Genomic DNA, 20,021 nt, shown 5'->3' on the forward strand with positions numbered 1-20,021 from the left:
TCACTAGTCAATAGTCGTTTAACTGTGATTTTTTGTTCTTTGTTCTCAAAACAAATATTAACCACTAATCACTAACTACTAACAATTAAACTACTAATCAAGAATCAACTCCCATTCTTGCTTTTGTGGGTTCCACACAGGAGTGGGAGTTTCGCCAACCACGTAAGGTCCCCAGTAGCGACGGGATCCATCTTGTGCAAAGGCAACTAAAATATCTCCCTTTTCAATTTTGATAGTACCGTTGGGTAGGGATAAAATCAGGCCCTTTTCACTACCTTCTCCTGGGGCAAAATCCCAATGCGCTGGAACTGCATAGCTTTGTTCAGACTTACTTTTAACTCCCGCTTTGCGTGCTAGTAAAGCAAGGCGGACTGGCTGTTCGGTTTGATTACTCATGCGTAAAATTCCCTGGCCTGTTGCTTTGACCGTCGAGCCTTGATGATATGTAAATAAAGATTTTGTAGGTGTCGCTACGGAAGTATTTAAAGTAGAAGCGATCGCACTTTCTGAGTTAGTATTTGCAGGAGATTCAGAGGGTTGATCTGCCTCAAAGGATACTTTAACTTCATAGCACCCTACAGGCAACAACAGCAATCCCAAGCAGGCAGCTGTGAGAACAGCATTACGGTAGATTGGCAATTTCATATTGATAATTATTACAAATAAGTATTTTTTCTAAGCTCGTTTAAGATACTAGCCCACTGTCAACAGTGATAATTGATTCAGTGAACATCAAAACTATGTCACCGATCACAAATAACTAGTAACTGGTGCAATTGCCGACACTGGCTTTTTGAGAATTTGGGGACAAGATGTATAATTTATGTCATCATGAGCATCAATATCGAAGGAAGTTAGGAAAAAATTCCTTGACGCTTCATTTCTTCGCCGTAGCTCAAGATGATGATATTATGTATTAATTTTTGTATTCACCCTAAACCCAAAACAACTTCAAATAATATCCACACAACTTTATGCTAAACCTAATATCTTCAAGATGGAAATATCTCATCAAATTTTGCTCAAAGTCTTTCTCAGGCTAGGTATGGGAGTATAAGAGTATAGCAGTGTAAATATCAAACAAAAACACTTTTCTTACATTCCTACCCTCTTAAACACTGAGTATTTCTACTGTTTTAAGTACTATCTCTATCATGCAAAATACTCGTCTCAATAACTTATTCAATGTACTTACTAGGCGTTTAGCAGAATGGATTCTCAACCCTTGGCGACGCATATCTATATTAATAATCAGTTTTTTACTCGGTTTTTTTCTTGGAAGCGCAGTAGCAACTACCGCTGGACAAACAGCAGAATGGGATATTGTAGTAGCTGGAACTTTAGTGTTGGCAACAGAAATTGCCAGTAGGATATTTTACAATCGTAGTGTTTTGGCACGACAAGTCTTTTGGGTGCAAGCAATCAACTACCTGAAAGTTGGTCTTACCTATAGTTTATTTTTGGAAGCATTTAAGCTGGGATCTTGAGGAGTGTGGGGAGATGGGGAGGTTCTGACCACTAACTACTAACTACTAACCACTAACAAATGACCAATGACAAATGACTTGTTCAAATCTATCTATCTTGATGTGCTGGAATTTTGCCAAAGTCATCTCCAGATGCAGCCCCAAGCAGTGTCGGAGGTTTTGTGCAATGTGTGGCTACCTCTAGCTAAAAGGCTGGTATCCCATCGACAGCAACTCAATCGTCCGCTGATTCAAGGTATTTTGGGAGGACAAGGGACAGGTAAGACTACTTTGTGTCGGGTATTGGCTTTGATTATTGGGTATTTGGGATATAATGCCCTAAGTTTATCTCTGGATGACCTATACAAAACCTATCGCGATCGCCAAATTCTCAAACAGCATGATCCCCGATTAATTTGGCGTGGTCCACCAGGAACTCATGATGTTGAGTTAGGCTTAACTGTACTAGACAAAATTCGTAGCTGTGAATTGCCAGTGTCAGTGCCTCGCTTTGATAAGTCAGCATACAATGGTGCTGGTGATAGAACTACTCCAGAAATTGTCACAAATGCAGACATTGTATTATTTGAGGGTTGGTTTGTTGGTGTACGTCCAATTGATCCCAGTGCATTTGATCACCCACCGTCGCCGATTTTGACTCCCGAAGATCAAGCTTTTGCCCGTGATATCAATGATAAACTGCGTGATTATCTGCCACTGTGGGAAAGATTAGATAGCTTAATTGTGCTATATCCCAAAGATTATCGATTTTCGTTGGAGTGGCGTCAACAAGCTGAAAGGCAAATGATTGCTCTTGGCAAGCCGGGCATGACAGATTCAGAAATTGAGCAATTTGTCAAGTACTTTTGGTGTTCTCTTCACCCAGAATTATTTATCAAACCCTTAATTGAATCTCCAACACTAGTTGATTTAGTAATTGAAATTAACTCCGATCACAGTTTTGGTAAAATCTTGAGTTAGTTGACAAAATTAGTGGTTAGTAGTTATTAGTTAGAACCTCCCCATCACCCCGATCCCTAATTACTCTATTCATTTGTTGCTAAAGCTTGATTAATATGATTAAGCAAATCTTCCATTGAGATTGATCGAGGCAAAACTTTGGTGGCGATCGCACCCACAGCATTGTCTAAGGAATGTTCCTGAGCAAGATCAGGATTTAATTGCTGATCTAGTACCAAAACGGGCGGCAATTTTACAGGTAACTCCCCTAGTACTTTCAGGGCTGAGTATACTTCTTTTTTTAGACTAGATTCTTCTAAGCAAATTAGCAACAAATCAACGCTTTCGTGGCGGAGTTGTTGTAGCAATTCTTCCCAGGATCTACCGATTGTCGCTTTCAGTCCGGCTGTATGCAAATACTGAATTAATGCTTGGAACCACTCGGAACCACGAGAGATCGTCAGAGGTTTCAAGCCTTGCTGGGGAAAATCTGCGGCTTGAGAGTCTTTGTCTAAACTTTTCCTACTAGAATGCTTGCGTTTTGCATCTGGCAAATCTGGTAATCCTGCCAATTCCACTACTAAGATACTGGGAGGACAGGATATACCAACTGCTATTTGCAACACTGATAATAAAGCATCTATTTTTTTACTATTATCGTTGTTGTTTGTGGGCGATCGCATTAAACAAGGAAACACGGACAAACCAGGTATTTGAGAAGCTATCTGTGTGGTTTTCACATCACAAGTAACCAAGGGTAGAGTTGCCAAGCGAGGAAAATTACTCAGTTTTTGCAGATAAGCTGCTGCTGCTGGGACTTCTGCATCCAATAAAACCACATCAAACTGCCATACTCTAGCTAGCAATTCTGCCTGTTCAATATCATCTACTTCTATGATCCGATGTTGGAGTAGGAGGGGATACAAATCAAGAGTGTCTCTTTCAGGATGGACTAATCTGAGAATTCGCAGTGGGGTATGAATTGCAGTTGCTTTAGCTTCTTTGTTGTGCTGCTTTTTCTGGGAAATTGTATACAAACTTTCCAATAGCGGTGCTAAAAATTGAGGTTCCACTGGTAAACTCAAAAAACCATCAGCACGATTGGCAAATGCTTGTTCTTTCTCCGCCGCCGTTGCTGTCACAATTACAGGGATATGGCGAGTCGTAGCATCGGATTTGAGTAAAGTTAGCACATCCCAACCGGAAAGCAGAGGTAGTAAGGGATTGAGAAATACAGCTTTGGGTTGCAAACGCCGGGCTTTTTCTACAGCTTCACATCCTGAACGCGCAATTACTACTCGATAACCTAAGCCTGTAAGTTGTTCGGTTAAATCTTCAATATAGCGGGCAACTGCTTCTACTACCAATACTAGTTGTTGGGAAGAACTGGAGTGATGAACTGTAGATGTCTGTCTTCGCCCCTGTTGTTCTTGCAGGCTTGGGGTGAGGTGGTGGTGGGATGGTTGATGGAGTGGTATGGTGGTGGGGTAGGGTGAAATCTTTCTCCCCATCATCTTTTTCCCCATTTCCTCGTTTCCTAATCTTCCCACTTCTTTCGGGGGACTCGGTGGTAATAACAAAGTAAACTGACTGCCTTTACCTTCACGAGATAAAAAGCTAACATCACCACCGTGGAGACGAGCAAGGGCCCTGGTTAAGACTAAACCTAGTCCTGTACCTTCAAATTGGCGGGTAAGGGGATGTTCTAATTGTTGGAATTTTTGAAATATCAGATGCTGTTGATGTTCGGGAATGCCAATTCCTGTATCCCATACTGTAAATGTGATCCAACCTTCCCAACGACTGACTCGCAGTCCGATTTCTCCTCCTGTTTCGGTGAATTTGAAGGCATTGGATAGCAGGTGTACTAACATTTGACGCAGGCGAAACTCATCTGCGACAATTTCTTCTAAACCTGGTTCTATAAAAAGACTGAATTTGTGTTCTTCTCCACCAGTCTGAGGATGAGAAGAGACGACGGTTTTGCGACTTTGGGCGTGGATAGCTTTTGCTTCACTGATAGCGCGATCGCACACTGTACGAATATTAACAATTGCTAGCATCAGTTCCATTTGCCCCGTTTCCATGCGGGTCAAATCCAAAATATTATTGACTACACTCATCAAATGCCGTCCACTTTGATGAATTAGTCCAGCATAACGCGCTTGCCGCTCGTTGAGTTCTCCTAATTGTTGATCTATCAACAATCGCGATAATCCCAAAACCGCGGTTAGGGGAGTTTTTAACTCATGACTAATACAGGCTAAAAATTCATCTTTTAACCGATTTAGTTGCATTAGATCGGCATTTTTTGCTGCTAGCTCTTTACAAAGTTGCTGTTGTTCAGTGACATCTGTGGCTAACATCAACCACAAATCTGAGTTAACTGCTGTATCTGAACCGGGATTTTTAACTTTTAGTTCTGGACTATCTAAAGGAATTTTGGCAAATTGCCAGACTCTTTCTTGACCATTTTGTATTTCTACAACGCAGGTACAAGTTCCATGTCGGCTATCTAAAAAACAGCGATTGACCTTAGAAGATAGTTGTGTCGGTTGTTTTAATGATGTGGGTAATTCTGAATACTGGCTTGTAGCCGTTGGTAGCAGTACTTCACTGCTAGTTGACATATCGTCTCGAATTAGAGTTTTCGCGGCTACGGGCTGAGGTTGATAATGATGAGTATGATTAGTAATGCTGCTATTAGATAAGCCTTGGTGAGTACGATTTTCCAGGTTTTTGAGTGTTGCGGGATTCAGGATTGCTTCTACTTGTTGTCTAACTCCTTCTGGATCTTTTAAAACTCCTAATTGCTGCCACCATGCTGGGTTTTGGGTTACAATTTTGCCTGTGTTAGTTTGCAGCATTAAAGGCCAGGGTAGTCTTTCTAACAGTTGAATTAAAGGATGATTCGGCGATGGTGAAGTTCCGAGTGTTACCTGTTTTTCTTCCTTTGTAGACTTAGCAACCACGGATGTTTTGCGGCGACGAGATTTGGCTTTTTTGGTAGTATTTTCGATTTGTGGTTGAGTTTGTGTTCTTTGCCGAACCACAAATTGCAGTAACCTTGAGCTATCTATTAACCCTAAAAATTTGCCTTCAGAGTCAATTAATGCCCAATCTCGGTTAATATTATTTTTGTTCTGTTGCGATCGCAACAAATAACTAAATTCCTCGACACCCCAGTCTGAGGGCAAATTTTGTATTGGTTGTATCAAACTTGCTCCCCAGCTTGTCAATGTTTGTTCTAAATCAAAAGACCCTGCTTGATTACTATTTGCTTGATTTGCTACCAAAATTTCTGGTAGCAAATGGGCAGAATAAATTACCCCAACAGGGTTTTGCTGCTCATTCAAAACTACCAGGCGATCGCACTGCTCTGTCTCAAAACTTGCTAACACAACCTTGAGAGTTGCTGTTCTTGAGCAGATGGGTACAGTGCTGATGAATTCGTAGAGCGGGTACTTTAACATTGACATAAGCTTTCGAGTATAATTCTCTCGGTGCGGAAACATCTAGCATCACCAAGTAGCTAACCTGGTGCTGTTTGCGCTCCCAGCCATATCTCACTTTGCCATTCGCGGTTATAAAACGATTCAGGTGAGAATATGGGTTTCAAAACTCACCCTTACACCTGCTTCTCAAAGAGCTTTGGAAATCAGACAATTCAACCTTCCAAGAGTTTGGGTAGGCGAAGGCGTTTGACTTTGCTCTTTTTGGTTTTGATACTAACCTAGCCTACAAACCTGTAAGCTAAGTACATTTACAGGGGTTTTAAAATAAGGCAGGAGGCAGAGGTCAGATGGCAGAAGGTATAAAAATTTTCATGTTTAGTTGTGGGATTTTCTCATGAATGGCTGACTTGAAAAAAGCAGCTATCAGTAGACAGAAAGAAAGTTTTTTCATTCGTTCTGATTGGTGAAGTTGTGTGATGGCTATTTAGTTCTTTATGTTAGTAAAAGGTAAATAATAAAACCTTTTCCTAGACACGTGACTTTTACCTACCACCAAAGGAATTTAGTGGAATGCAGTGCAACAGGGTAAGAAATAATACAAAAGCTTCTGGCATTAGTGTTATTTCTTATAGCCTAGTTGCCGACCACATATCTACCTTTTTCTCCTCAGCAGTCTGTATTAGCGATAACCACCGCTCAGAATTTAGCCTCCTGTTGCCAGTTGTGCTGCTGGTGTTAAAAAGCCTCTTTAGATAGCAACAACTAAAACAATTATGGCTCCAAAGATTCGCTTTAGAACCTTTAGGAATTATAATGATTTAGAATGAAACGAACATTTAACTTAGTTTAAGTATCTTATCTAAGGAGTAAAACTAGAGAATCTGTATTTGGTTAGAGATGAAGGACAAGAGCTAAAAGTCAGTCGATTTAGAATGGGACTAAATCTATGTCAATTTTATATCTGCTGCGCCTGTGAGTAAAAATGTCTAATAGCAGGCATTGATGACTTATTTCCTCTACACTCATCCCCTCCTTAAAATACAGTTCAAGTGTTTGCTTGAAATAGCATTTGTAACAGTTGTTAATAAGACTGTACAATTTGTTAAGAACCAAAATTCAGGTAACTTTACAAAATAACCATGCAGCTGATGCAACTGTGAGATTGTTCGCCAAATTACAAATGATACTTATTTACTGTTCTTAATTCAGTAAGTTTAGGAGGTGTATATAGGAATATTGATTATGCTGTTTGTTCACCATATTTTTTCTTCAAACAGATGTTAGTAACGCTATGAGGAAAAGTAAACATTAGATCAATGCAAAAAGCATATATATCTATAATTTTTGAAATAGAAATTCAATTTAAGGTAACTTTATGTTGTAATATTGTGTCCTCTTAAACACTTAATGTGATGTGTCGGGTTCGGCAATTGCTTTAAAACTATCTTCCTTGCCAATTACAACAAAACACAATTTCGTAACAAAGTAACTGGACTTGATGCAATCACCATAAATACTTGGGTAATAAAACTCAAGTACAATAATTACTCACCATTATCTAAATGGAAATGTGTAACACTAGTGACTTGACAAATTAAGTAAGATTGTTACTCAACGACTACCAATAAGACAATATTGAAAAATATGATCCTTGACTGAAGAAGTAGTTGCGTTCAAAGGTAAAAATCAAAAACCCAAGGGAATATTTCACATGTGAATGGATGTCAGCAGCCAAAACAGCAAAGTTTTTTTCAGCAAATGACAAAAGCCGAACAACAGGCGTTTTTACAGGAACTCAAATCAGACTACCGCCAGATTCTTATAGATTACTTTACCACAGACAAAACACTGAAGGAAAAAATTGATAAATTTATCAATGCAGTATTTTGTGCTAATATTCCTGTGCCGCAAATTATAGAAATTCATATGGAACTAATTGATGAATTTTCCAAACAGCTAAAATTAGAAGGACGGAGTGACGAAACGTTACTAGACTATCGCTTGACGTTGATTGATATCCTTGCTCACTTGTGTGAACTTTATCGGCGATCGCTTCTCAAATAAGTAAGTATATGGCAGATGGCGGATAGAGAAAGACTGAACCTATCTAGTTTATGAGCATAAGCATTTTGGGTTTAATTATGTCTACCTGCTTAAAATTGAGAGAAGGCTTGCAGATGGCTGGCATAATTACAGTTGAAGCGCACAGTCGACCAGTACCGCTACACAGAATTAAAAGTAAAAAATTAAAACAACCAAGTTTGGGATGAGATCTCGATCTCCATTGCGTTGTACTAGTATAGGGAAGCAGAAGGCACAAAGCCCAAATTAAGTCAAAGTTAAGCTTTTTGTCTTTGAGCCGTAGGTTCACCGTCGTGATCAGCTAGCACACATAGCAGCTGTCTTTACTTTATTATCCCTGACTCTAGCCTTATGAATAAAATAAAAAAGACTTATGTTCTCAAGTTGTACGTGGCAGGGAATACGGCCAATTCAGTCATGGCACTAAGAACACTTAAAAATATATTAGAACAAGAATTTAAAGGAGTTTATACTCTCAAAGTCATAGATGTACTCAAAAACCCACAATTGGCAGAAGAAGATAAAATATTAGCCACACCAACATTATCTAAAATATTGCCCCCACCAGTTCGGAAAATTATTGGTGATTTATCAGACAGAGAAAGAGTATTGATTGGTTTAGACTTACTTTACGAAGAGTTAACAGAAGACGAACAATTCCAAACAGAATAGATATATAAATAGATAAAACTAAGTCTCAACATTTATTAATATAATAACTGGGTTGAACTCCCATTTGTTAAGTATAAAAAAAGATGAGAGAAAAAGACCAACCAGAGAAAAACAATGCACCTCTATTTGGTGGTGTAGAAAAAATTCGTACGATGATAGAGGGGTTTGACGACATTAGTCATGGTGGATTACCGGTAGGTAGAACTACTCTGGTCAGCGGTACCTCTGGAACTGGCAAAACGTTATTTTCTCTCCAGTTTCTTTTCAACGGTATTAGCTATTTTGAAGAACCAGGGGTGTTCGTCACTTTTGAAGAATCGCCTCATGATATCATAAAAAACGCACATATTTTTGGTTGGGATTTGCAAGGCTTAATCAACGATGGGAAGTTATTTATCTTGGATGCTTCTCCTGACCCAGAAGGACAAGATATTGTTGGTAACTTTGACCTTTCAGCATTGATCGAACGCTTGCAATATGCCATCCGCAAATATAGAGCCAAAAGAGTAGTGATCGACTCCATCACAGCCGTATTTCAGCAATATGAGGCTGTTGGAGTCATAAGGCGTGAAATTTTCCGTTTGGTAGCCCGACTCAAACAACTTAATGTTATCACTATCATCACCACAGAACGTACAGAGGAATATGGACCAGTTGCTTGTTTTGGGGTAGAAGAATTTGTTTCCGACAACGTAGTAATTGTCCGCAACGTCTTGGAAGGGGAACGTCGTCGTCGTACCGTCGAAATTTTGAAATTGCGTGGTACAACACACATGAAAGGCGAATATCCTTTCACAATTACGAATGAAGGAGTCAATATTTTCCCACTTGGGGCAATGCGTTTAACTCAAAGGTCTTCCAACGTGCGGGTATCTTCTGGGGTTAAAACCTTAGATGATATGTGTGGCGGTGGTTTCTTTAAAGATTCAATCATCTTGGCAACAGGAGCAACAGGAACAGGTAAGACATTATTAGTCAGCAAATTTATTCAAAATGGCTGCCAAAATGGCGAACGGGCAATACTATTTGCCTACGAAGAATCGCGCGCTCAACTCTCACGTAACGCCTCATCTTGGGGTATAGAGTTTGAGGATTTAGAACGTCAAGGTTTGCTAAAAATAATTTGTACCTATCCTGAATCAACTGGCTTAGAAGACCACTTACAAATTATTAAGTCAGAAATTGCTGATTTTAAACCTTCTCGAATTGCCATTGATTCGCTCTCAGCATTGGCGCGGGGTGTAAGTAATAATGCATTTCGACAATTTGTAATTGGTGTCACGGGTTACGCCAAGCAAGAAGAAATCACAGGCTTTTTTACTAATACAACCGATCAATTTATGGGTTCGCATTCGATTACCGACTCCCATATTTCCACAATTACTGACACCATCTTGATGTTGCAGTATGTAGAAATTCGTGGAGAAATGGCACGGGCAATCAATGTATTTAAAATGCGCGGTTCTTGGCACGATAAGGGTATTCGTGAATACAATATCACAGCAGATGGACCGGAAATTAAAGATTCTTTCCGCAATTATGAAAGAATTGTCAGCGGAGCGCCGACTCGCGTTAGTATCGATGAAAAAGCTGAACTGTCTCGCATTGTCAAGAGTTTTCAAGACAAAGACAGCAGTGATGCTTCCAGTTAGCGTCGTGTTATATTCTGTGTGAAAAAACGGTATGAAGCCGCCTTATTTTTGTGTGAGGGGATGCGGTGAAAGGACAGATTATATTCTATAGTTTCTTACCTGGTGTAACAGCAGCAGTACTAACCACTCAACCAACTTGGGCGCAGCAGGTTGTTAACCCCAGTATTTCTACTCCTGTAGAGGGTGGAGATTTAGTAGCAGAAAATACTAGTTCTGTAACTAATTTGCCGACCACCATCAAACCAGTAGCACTAGGGGAACTGAAGACAATTAACATGCAACGGTTTGCAACTCAAGATGTTAACAAAATAGCTACTAAAACAGTTGCTCTACCAATAGGAAAAATTTCTTTTCAGGACGTGCCAAGTGTTTTCAGCTTAGCAGCAAATCCGTACCAAACCCAGCCAATAGATAGCAATCAACTTGCTTCTGCGATCTTTGATAGCAACTTGCAGCCAGAAATTATGCAAGTCGCTTCCTTTGAAGATGGTACTCAGCACGGGTGGCAAAGTCCTACTAAAACTGAAGTTGGTTTAGAGAAAAACTCTGTGCAGCAGACTACATCATCGTCTCAAGTCAGGGAAAAGCTGCGTGAAGTCAGGATTAGCAGAAACTCAACTCTAGAAACATTGCCAATAGAGACAACTGATGCGATCGCGACTCAGCAATCACCTAAATCTTCAGTCACACCAGTACCATTAAAACAAAATCCTGATTTACAAGCCTCAGCTTTTTTAAAAAATGTCGCTAGAGGTTCAGGTTCGGCAAAGCTATTGGAAACCGAGAATTGTTCACCAGATACGACTAGTTGTTCTCCACAAAATTACCCTCAGCAACTAGTATCGCAAGCAGTTTCTCCGACACCGACAGCACCAACAATCAACAATCAACAAAAACGAACCATACCTCCACCTGATTACCTCAACCCTGACAAAAGCAACCCCTTGCTCTTTCCTACCAGACCAGAGGAAGTCAGACAAAAGGGAACCCAGCCAATTACCCTAGAACAAGCTGTAGAGCTAGCACAACGCAATAATACACAACTACAAATAGCTTTACTAGAACTAGAAAGAGCTAAAGCCGCTTTGCGAGAGGCTCAAGCAGCTTTATTTCCCACTGTTGACTTGAGTGCTGGTATTACCCGTCAGCAATCTGCTCAAAGTCAACTCTCCTCAGAAATACGACAACAACAAGAAGAGGGTTTACCACCAGAACTTCGTAGTCAATCCACCGATGAACCGAGTACATCCTTTAGTGGTCAAGCACAACTTATTTATAATATCTATACATCAGGCAGACGCTCAGCCAACATAGGAGCCGCTGAGGAACAGTTACGCTTCCAAGAATTGAATGTGGCAAATCAATCTGAGGAAATTCGCCTCAATGTTGCCCAAAATTACTACAATCTGCAAGAAGCAGACGAAAATGTACGCATTCGTCAGTCTGCTGTGAGAAATGCTGAGGTGACTTTGCGCGATGCCCAAGCTCTAGAAAGGGCGGGTGTAGGTACTCAGTTTGACGTACTGCGAGCGCAGGTAACTTTGGCAAATGCTCAACAACAACTGAGTCAAGCATTGTCTCAGCAAAGAATCGCCCGCAGTCAGTTAGCCACTACATTAAATATTCCAGATGCCCTGAGTGTCAATGCCGCAGACCCTGTCAGATTGGCGGGTCTTTGGAATTTGCCACTAGAAGACACTATTCTACTAGCTTATCAAAACCGCCCGGAATTGCAACAACAGTTAGCACAACGTAATCTTAGCGAACAGAGACGGCGTTTAGCACTGGCAGATTTAGGACCACAAATCAGCTTAGTTGCTAGTTATAACTTGTTAGATCAGTTTGATGATAGTATTAGCGTTACCGATGGTTATTCGCTAGGAGTGCAAGCCACTCTCAATTTATACGATGGGGGAGCAGCCAGAGCCAGAGCTGATCAGCAAAGAGCTAATATTAGGATTGCTGAAACTCAGTTTAACGATACACGCAATCAAATCCGCTTCCAGGTAGAGCAAGCCTATTCGGAATTAAGAGCCAATTTAGACCGAGTGAACACCGCTAATATTGCTTTAGAACAAGCCAGAGAATCTTTGCGCTTGGCGCGTTTGCGATTCCAAGCAGGTGTGGGAACTCAAACAGATGTAATTGCTGCTGAGGATGATCTGACAGAAGCAGAAGGCAACGTTGTCAGCGCCATTTTGTCTTATAATCGCGCTCTGGCTAGTTTGCAAAGATCTGTAACTGCCAGAGGATTAAGTAGAATTGCTCAGTAGGCAAGGATTATTGGAGATGGGGAGATGGGGAGTGTGAGGGGTGTGATATTTCCCTTGTCTTCCTTGTCCTCCGTGTCCCTAATCCCCGACCCCTTGCAATTAACCATTCAGAACCTTTTGTAAAGTCAGTAATAATTCTTTGACAGTGTAAGGTTTTGATATAAATCCGCTGATATTGGTAGTTGATGCTTGCGCTAACTTACTGCTGGAGGCTAGTCCGCTAGTAGCAACAATTTTGACTGACGGATTGATTTTTTGTAAGGTACGAATAGCTGTTAAACCGTCTAGAGACGGTAGCATGATATCCATGAGGACGGCACTAATTTTGTCCCGATTCTGAGCATATAATGCGATCGCTTCAATACCATCACTAGCCACTAAGGTTTTGTAGTTATGAGTTTCTAGTGATGCTCTTGTAATCTCTTGAATCGCAGGTTCATCATCTACTACCAAAATCAATTCTTCTTTACCTGCTAGCGGTTCTAACTGTGGTGTTGACTCTATTTGTATTTTCTGTGCTGCTGGCAAGTAAACCTTAAATTGAGTACCACGCCCTACTTCACTATAGACATTGACAAAACCACCATGGCTTTTGACAATACCAATAACTGTGGAAAGTCCTAAACCCGTACCTTTGCCTAATTCTTTGGTCGTGAAAAATGGTTCAAAAATTCTCTCGACGATTTCTCTGGGAATACCAACACCAGTATCTGCCACAGTAACCACAGTGTAAGGGCCGACTTTGGCGTCCAAGTTCATGCGAGCATAGTTTTCATCAATCAAGAGATTTTCTGCTGAAATCGTCAAACTCCCACCATCAGGCATGGCATCACGGGCGTTGACACAAAGATTCATCAGCACTTGATGTAGTTGTGTGCTGTCTCCATAAACTGTCCATAAATCTGGCGCTACATCTATACACACTTCAATGGATCTGGGGAAAGTTTGTTTGATAATCTTGACAACTTCCCGGATTAAGTGCTTGACTTGCAGAGTCATGCGCTTACCTTCCACACCCCGGGCAAAAGACAAAACTTGCTTGACTAAATCAGCACCACGTCTAGCACTGTCTTCGAGTATTTCTAGCAGATGTTCATGTTCGGAATAAATATTAGGGAATTTCAGTGGTAACAGTTGAGATACAGCCAGAATCGGTGTGAGAATATTGTTGAGATCGTGGGCAATACCACTGGCCAAAGTACCGATACTTTCTAGACGTTGGGCGCGAAATAATTGTGTTTCTAGCTGTTTTTTCTCAGTAATGTCTGTATCAACAGTGAGAATAGATTTTGGTGTACCGTCTTCTTGACAAACTAAACTCCAGCGACTGGAAACTAAAACTTTCTTACCACTTTTGGTAACTCTAGGTAGTTCCCCCTGCCATTTACCTTGATTAATCACTGTCAAAAGTGCTATTTCCACTTCCTCTGGGGGTTCATCATCATATAAAAGTTCCACAACTTTTTTGCCGTAAGCTTCCTGTACCAGCCAGCCGTAAAGATTTTCCGCGCCTTTGTTCCACAAAATAACGCGATTATCTAAATCTCGGACAAAAATTGCATCTGTAGTTACATCCAACAGTGCAGCTTGTTCGCGGATTTTTTCTTCAGCAAGTTTGCGATCGCTGATGTCAATACTGGCACAAGTTACCCCAATAACTTCTTGTGCTTCATTTCGCAATGGTTCTACTGTCAAATCAAAATATCGTATTCCCTGTGCAGTAGTTATTGATACTTCTTTTCTGATTCCTATTCCCGTTGACAGGACACGTTGTTTAATGTCAAAAACTAGTTGGGCATCAGCCGCAGCAGTTAGGTCTAAATCTCGTTTGCCTAAAATTTCTTCGTTAATAAAACCCGGTGAAGTATTGTAAACCCAGGTATAACGTAATTCTTTATCTTGGTTGAAAACAACAATGGGGGAGTTTTTGAGTGCGACTCGAAATCTTTCCTCACTTTGACGCAATGCTTCTTCAATTCTTTGTCTTTCAATGGCGTAGCGCATACAACGCACTAATAAATCACCACTTACCTGTCCTTTAACCAGATAATCCTGCGCTCCCTCCTGCATAGCTCTAAGAGCCAAATTCTCATCATCTAAACCAGTCAGCACAATGATCGGAATAGCTGGTGCTTGACGGTGTAAAGTAATAAAAGTTTCCAAACCTTGACTATCTGGCAAAGAAAGATCGAGTAAAATGACATCAAAGCTTTCTTGATTGAGCAACTTCAGTGTCCTGTCTAATCGCTCAACAGGCATCAATTCAAACTGTGCAGTAGTGACATCCCACAAGAATTCTTGCAACAGACGGACATCACCGGGATTGTCTTCTACCAACAATACTTTGATTGGTTGTTCTGGCATTCTTAGTCATTTGTCATTGGTTGTTTGTTGATTGTTAGTGGTTGGTGGTTGATAATAATCCCACCACCCCATCACCCCATCACCCCACCTCTCCCTACTCCGGCGGCAGCTTGACAATGGTAAACCAGAAGTTCTCTATAGATTGTACAATTTTGACAAATTGGTCAAAGTCAACTGGCTTGGTAATATAGCAGTTAGCAGAGAGATTATAGACCTTGAGAACATCTTCTTCTGCTTGAGAAGTTGTTAGCACAACTACGGGAATTCGCTTTAGTTTTTCATCTGCTTTAATTTCTGCTAAAACTTCCCTGCCATCTTTTTTCGGTAGATTTAAATCTAGCAAAACAATATCTGGGTGAGGAACATTAGCATATTTGCCTTCTCTACGTAGAAACGCGATCGCTTCTACGCCATCTTCAACTATATTTAAGTTTACAGAGATTTTGCTGTCTTCTAAGGCAATTTTGGTCAACTCTACATCACCGGGATTGTCTTCTATTAACAAAATCTCAATAGGCATAACATCTATTAAAGTATTTACATTCACGATGCCCTACCTATCCTATCTGGAAATGTAAAGTAGAAGGTGCTGCCTTGACCTAACTGTGATTCAACCCAGATACGTCCACCGTGGCGTTCCACAATTTTTTTACAAATTGCCAAGCCAATACCAGTACCAGGATACTTGCCACGGGTGTGCAAACGTTGAAAGATGATAAAAATGCGATCGCAATACTGATCTTCGATACCAATTCCATTATCGCGCACCCAGAAGAGCCATTCATTTTTTGATGGGGTGATGGGGTGATGGGGAGAACCTAATTCTATATTCTCCCCACCTCCGGTTCTCCCCACCTCTCCATCTGTCCTCGCTACACCAATATGAATCTGCGGGGGCTGTTCACTGCGGAATTTGATGGCATTACTAATTAGGTTCTGGAATACTTGTACCATTTGGGTACTGTCGGCGATGAGTTGGGGTAGAGGTTCGTCGTGGGTAATGACTGCATGGGTTTCGGTAATGGCGACTTTGAGATTGGCAAGCGCCTGGCGCAAAACAATATGACAATCAACTACGCCAAAAGGCTGTCCACGGGTGCTGACACGGGAGAAGCTCAACAAATCATTAATTAAGGTTTGCATCCGCCTCGCACCGTCTACAGCATAGGTGATAAATTCATCAGCTTTGCTATCAAGTTTGCTTTTATACTTTCTCTCTAAAAGTTGCAAATAACTCGTTACCATCCGCAATGGTTCTTGTAAATCATGGGAAGCAACATAGGCAAACTGTTCTAATTCTGCATTGGAACGAGCCAATTCTTCACGTCGGTGTCTTTCTTGTTCCAATAATTGCGCTTTGGCTAAGGCAATGCCAATCTGAGTTGCCAGCTGTTGTAATAGTTCGATTTCCCAACTACTCCAATTTCTAGGACGGATACATTGCTGAGCAATTAGTAAACCCCAAAGTGTTTCTCTGACAATAATTGGTACAATTATGTGACTTTTAACACCAGTATTTTCTAGGAATTCACGGTGGCAAGGATGGATATTTTCTGTTTTGACATCGGGAATAATATTAACCCTGCCTTGGCGATAAGCTTCTTGGTAATGTTCTAGAAAACAGGAATCAAAGAGTTTTCTCCCTAAAATTGAGCTACAACCGTTGATTAGTGCTTCTTGCACCACTGTTCCGAAACCATCACTCCACAGTCGAAAGATAATGACTCGGTCAGTGTGCAGTAGTTTTTGGATTTCTGTAACAGTAGTTTGCAGAATTTCTTCTGCTTGTAGAGACTGGCGAATTTTTAGGGCAATTTCAGCTAAAAGTTGCGATCGCTGATTTTGCTGTTTTAATTCTTCTTCTGTGCGTTTTCGTTCCGAGATATCACTGAGTACTCCTACCATCCGCAGCGAACGACCATTGTGATCTCGAATGACTTTACCTCTGATTAAAAACCAGTTGTAACTACCATCCACACGCCGTAATCGCAATTCCATTTGATAAGGCTGATTGAGTTCTAGATGTTGGTAAAGTAACTCAGCAAATTGCTCTCGATCTTCAGGGTGTACTAATTGATAAAGAGATTCATAGAAGTGTCTTTTGCCTGTGTTTGGTAAACCCAAGAACTCATAAAATCGCTTTGACCAAAAGCAGGTGTTCTGGATAATATCCCAATCCCAGATAGCATCATTAGTCGCATCGATCACCAACTGTAATCGTTGTTCACTTTGGCGCAAGGCTTCTTCTGCTTGCTTGCGTTCGGTGATGTCCAAAGTGACACCAATCATCCGCATCGGTGTACCATCAGTTTCATAGATACCACGCCCCCGTGCTAATATCCAATGAACGCTGCGATCTGGCCAAATACACCGATACTCTGCTTCATAATCAATTTGTTGTTCTAGAGCTTGCTTGACAGAATCCCTTACATAATTGCGATCATCTGGGTGGATGCAGTCAAACAGCATTTGATAGGAAAAATCTATTTTGGGGGGTAAACCAAAGTTAGCTTTGCACTGATTGGATGCAAACAGTTCCCCGGTTTTTAAATCTACCTGCCAAGAACCTAGTTTACCAGCTTGTAATGCCAGCTTGAGGCGTTGTTCATTTTCTCGTAGTGCTGCTTCTACATGTTGGCAATCCCTTAATATTGTGTTGGTGGATTGCTTGTACAGTAAAAGCATCGCTTGCTGAGCCAAAACTTGCAAAGCTTTTACCTGTTCGGCGTTGAGTTGTCGGGGTTGATGATCCATCACGCACAGAGTAGCGATCGCATATCCTTCAGGTGTCACCAAAGGTACACCGGCGTAAAATCTCACATCGTAAGGCGTTGCTGTAATTGGGTTTTCTGCCCATACTTGATCTGCCAAGCTATCAGAAACGATGAAAACATCTCTTTGCTGAATGCAGATAGGACACATCCCAACATCGTATGGTAGTTCAGTGACATCCCAACCAACTTTTGCTTTGATCCACTGCCGATTTTCATCAATGAAATTGATACAGGCGATCGGCGTACCACAGATAACGACTGCTAACTGCACAAGATGATCAAAAGCAGTTTCGCTGACAGTATCAAGTATTTGGTAGTGATGCAGGGCTGCTAATCTTGCCCTTTCCTGAATATTTGGTAGAGCTTTCATGAATATGGGTGAAGCAAATTAATCTTCCAGCTTCAGAATCGTAAAACCCAAAATTATTAAATATCTTGACTGCTTAATATTTACAAATTAAATGCACTATAAATTTATTATTTTTTAAAATAGTAAATGATTTCTGTAAAACTCATTTTTCACAGGAGTTTTTTAAGATTTTTGTAAAAAAGCTCAATATAAGTAGTCGTGCAAATTCTGAAATACGGCGATTTCAGTCGTTTTCCAAAATAACTAAATATTTATGTGTAGGTACTTATGATTGAGCGATCGCACTTTCTACAACACAAAAAATTTTGGCGTTGCATAATAGAGGGATGAATTGAGGTGGTCTACTGTGCATTGTCCATATTGCGAGTCTGCTAGGATGAGAAAAAGTATTTGCACAGAGATTAATAGAGCGTATTAATCGTAATTGGAAAACTCGTACTTTCTCAAAAGAGTAACCTTCTAAGTACAGAATTTCATTTATTCGGAGTGAATTCTCTTAGACAAGACTCTGCTGCATCCCTGGTGCGTTTCCAAACTCTACGATTTTACGCAAAGCTGTACTACATTACCCCTCAATTACCCAACAGATAGCGCATCTGAATCCGAATGTGAGTATTGACACCTTCCACAACAATCGCCGCCTCTGAAAATTCCGGTGAACCGATGCGAATTTTGGGGTTACGGGAGAACCCAAAACCTTCGGTAGGAATGCCTAAAAAATTACAATTGAGTTTACCGTCACAATTGGCGTCATGAATCACAGCAACCGCATACTTGCCTGCTGGCAAATTCTGAAACGTGATAGTAGGTGCAGTGTCTGTAATCTTCATAGATGCGGATTGCAAAGCGCGATCGCCACTGGTGGGAAAGCCCTCACTATTAGAGAATAGATTCAGGCAGATTTGACCGCGCTGATTTTTTAACCCATCGATAGTAATCGTTAGCTTGCAGTTACCAGATTCTCTCATTATCTTACGAGCATTCCAGCATAAATGTTTATAACTGAAAACTGGCATTCAAATCAATGGATGAAGCGATCGCAATTTGATCTGTCCTTGTGAGTTTCATTCAAATTCAGCCTTTGCAATCGTGGCGCGAAAGAATTCCAGATAATGTTCTGTACCAAACCACCAACCCGCGTTCATCTGGGATGGAATTGTAAAGCCACCAAACTGTTGTTCTGCTTGAAATTCTACGCCAAATGGAATATAATTCCAGCTACCATCCTCCGTAGCATCTCCCCAACGTGGCAGAGAAAGCTGTAAAACTTTGCCATCGGCGTCTACAATCAGCCTTAGTGTCACAGGTTCATCATCAATCACAAAACTTGCTTGCACAGTCCTCTCATCAATAGCTTGCCAAATAACACCTTGTTGAGGTAGTAAGGCAGAAGGTAACCAAACAAACTCGCCTGCAAGCCTGCCAAGGCTGGAACGAGCAATATCGTGCGTGTGAGCATTTACTAAAGGAACTAGTCCCCAAAGAGAAAATCGCATTCTACCCGTTCCCTTAATGTAGTAATCAGCACCCACAAATTGAGATAAACCACGTCCAACCGTAGCTTGCCAAACAAAACCCTTTAGCAGTGAAATTCTTTGTTTGGCTTGCATCGGAACCCAAGGTTTATCTTCTCCCAGCCTAAAACTACCACTCATTTCCAGAGTTACCGCAGACGCCAAAGGAGTTCCTGGGGTGATCGCATGTAAGAAGTAGCGCTGCACAGGACTGGGTAAGCTTGCAACCATGTCTTCTGTAAAAACATGTTCTGTGGGTAAATCTGCAAGTTCTTGCCAGATTTTACTGACTTCGTTGTCATTTTTAATTCTTATAACTACCAATATTAAAAATGCGATCGCTAGTAATACAGCAATACTCAATAAAATTTTTGTCAGCATATGAATTTAACTCCAGCTGGAATTAATTTCCAAATTAGGAGCAAAAAATGAGAAACTT

The 20,021-nt window shown here is 40.9% G+C and carries 13 protein-coding genes; 6 read left to right on the forward strand and 7 right to left on the reverse strand.

Translation table 11 applies throughout. From position 1 onward, the window contains the following. Window positions 1-93: 93 nt before the first annotated feature. Entirely contained in the window at window positions 94-645 is a 552-nt protein-coding gene (locus UYK_RS0110470; RefSeq protein ID WP_009459937.1) for a hypothetical protein, read from the reverse strand. Window positions 646-1,154: 509 nt separating this feature from the next. On the opposite strand from UYK_RS0110470, the gene UYK_RS0110475 reads away from it, so the two are divergent. Then, window positions 1,155-1,487: a DUF565 domain-containing protein gene (locus UYK_RS0110475; protein ID WP_009459936.1), complete on the forward strand. Its 333-nt coding sequence runs from the start codon at window positions 1,155-1,157 to the stop codon at window positions 1,485-1,487. A 66-nt stretch (window positions 1,488-1,553) separates the two neighbouring features. Beyond that, complete coding sequence (locus UYK_RS0110480) at window positions 1,554-2,447, forward strand: hypothetical protein (RefSeq protein WP_009459935.1); 894 nt, start codon at window positions 1,554-1,556, stop codon at window positions 2,445-2,447. 65 nt (window positions 2,448-2,512) lie between these two features. On the opposite strand, the gene UYK_RS0110485 is transcribed toward UYK_RS0110480, so the two are convergent. Next, a complete protein-coding gene (locus tag UYK_RS0110485) occupies window positions 2,513-5,899 on the reverse strand; it encodes an ATP-binding response regulator (RefSeq protein WP_026086429.1) in 3,387 nt (1,128 codons plus the stop codon). 1,695 nt (window positions 5,900-7,594) lie between these two features. On the opposite strand from UYK_RS0110485, the gene UYK_RS0110490 reads away from it, so the two are divergent. The 4 genes from UYK_RS0110490 to UYK_RS0110510 all read left to right on the forward strand — a co-directional run bounded on the left by UYK_RS0110490 (window position 7,595) and on the right by UYK_RS0110510 (window position 12,560). Then, complete coding sequence (locus UYK_RS0110490) at window positions 7,595-7,945, forward strand: circadian clock protein KaiA (protein ID WP_009459933.1); 351 nt, start codon at window positions 7,595-7,597, stop codon at window positions 7,943-7,945. 369 nt (window positions 7,946-8,314) lie between these two features. Then, window positions 8,315-8,635, forward strand: a complete 321-nt coding sequence (gene kaiB / locus UYK_RS0110500) for a circadian clock protein KaiB (protein WP_009459932.1) — start codon at window positions 8,315-8,317, stop codon at window positions 8,633-8,635. Between the two features lie 83 nt (window positions 8,636-8,718). Continuing rightward, on the forward strand, window positions 8,719-10,287 hold the full coding sequence (gene kaiC, locus UYK_RS0110505) for a circadian clock protein KaiC (protein ID WP_016871377.1): 1,569 nt from the start codon (window positions 8,719-8,721) through the stop codon (window positions 10,285-10,287). Window positions 10,288-10,352: 65 nt separating this feature from the next. Next, complete coding sequence (locus UYK_RS0110510; protein ID WP_009459930.1) at window positions 10,353-12,560, forward strand: TolC family protein; 2,208 nt, start codon at window positions 10,353-10,355, stop codon at window positions 12,558-12,560. 99 nt (window positions 12,561-12,659) lie between these two features. Here the strand turns inward: UYK_RS0110510 and UYK_RS0110515 are convergent, their stop codons facing one another. The 5 genes from UYK_RS0110515 to UYK_RS0110535 form a co-directional block, all read right to left on the reverse strand. Further along, window positions 12,660-14,924, reverse strand: a complete 2,265-nt coding sequence (locus UYK_RS0110515) for a hybrid sensor histidine kinase/response regulator (RefSeq protein ID WP_009459929.1) — start codon at window positions 14,922-14,924, stop codon at window positions 12,660-12,662. 94 nt (window positions 14,925-15,018) lie between these two features. Beyond that, the gene (locus UYK_RS0110520) at window positions 15,019-15,444 is read right to left on the reverse strand and encodes a response regulator (protein ID WP_039990977.1); all 426 of its coding nucleotides are present in this window, start codon (window positions 15,442-15,444) and stop codon (window positions 15,019-15,021) included. A gap of 23 nt (window positions 15,445-15,467) precedes the next feature. Continuing rightward, window positions 15,468-18,068: a PAS domain-containing protein gene (locus tag UYK_RS0110525; protein ID WP_016871378.1), complete on the reverse strand. Its 2,601-nt coding sequence runs from the start codon at window positions 18,066-18,068 to the stop codon at window positions 15,468-15,470. Between the two features lie 572 nt (window positions 18,069-18,640). After that, window positions 18,641-19,036 (reverse strand): DUF2141 domain-containing protein, encoded by a 396-nt coding sequence (locus UYK_RS0110530; protein ID WP_009459926.1) that lies wholly within the window; start codon window positions 19,034-19,036, stop codon window positions 18,641-18,643. Window positions 19,037-19,132: 96 nt separating this feature from the next. Next, entirely contained in the window at window positions 19,133-19,963 is an 831-nt protein-coding gene (locus UYK_RS0110535) for a DUF6920 family protein (protein ID WP_016871379.1), read from the reverse strand. Window positions 19,964-20,021 lie beyond the last annotated feature (58 nt).

Source organism: Fischerella thermalis PCC 7521, from assembly GCF_000317225.1.
Classification (GTDB): Bacteria; Cyanobacteriota; Cyanobacteriia; order Cyanobacteriales; family Nostocaceae; genus Fischerella; species Fischerella thermalis.

Coding starts and splice junctions, on each gene's coding strand:
- UYK_RS0110515 (WP_009459929.1), bottom strand. CDS start 14,924: ATGCCAGAACAACCAATCAAAGTATTGTTGGTAGAAGACAATCCCGGT.
- UYK_RS0110470 (WP_009459937.1), bottom strand. CDS start 645: ATGAAATTGCCAATCTACCGTAATGCTGTTCTCACAGCTGCCTGCTTG.
- UYK_RS0110520 (WP_039990977.1), bottom strand. CDS start 15,444: ATGCCTATTGAGATTTTGTTAATAGAAGACAATCCCGGTGATGTAGAG.
- kaiB (WP_009459932.1), top strand. CDS start 8,315: ATGAATAAAATAAAAAAGACTTATGTTCTCAAGTTGTACGTGGCAGGG.
- UYK_RS0110525 (WP_016871378.1), bottom strand. CDS start 18,068: ATGAAAGCTCTACCAAATATTCAGGAAAGGGCAAGATTAGCAGCCCTG.
- UYK_RS0110475 (WP_009459936.1), top strand. CDS start 1,155: ATGCAAAATACTCGTCTCAATAACTTATTCAATGTACTTACTAGGCGT.
- UYK_RS0110480 (WP_009459935.1), top strand. CDS start 1,554: ATGACAAATGACTTGTTCAAATCTATCTATCTTGATGTGCTGGAATTT.
- UYK_RS0110535 (WP_016871379.1), bottom strand. CDS start 19,963: ATGCTGACAAAAATTTTATTGAGTATTGCTGTATTACTAGCGATCGCA.
- UYK_RS0110530 (WP_009459926.1), bottom strand. CDS start 19,036: ATGAGAGAATCTGGTAACTGCAAGCTAACGATTACTATCGATGGGTTA.
- UYK_RS0110485 (WP_026086429.1), bottom strand. CDS start 5,899: ATGTTAAAGTACCCGCTCTACGAATTCATCAGCACTGTACCCATCTGC.
- kaiC (WP_016871377.1), top strand. CDS start 8,719: ATGAGAGAAAAAGACCAACCAGAGAAAAACAATGCACCTCTATTTGGT.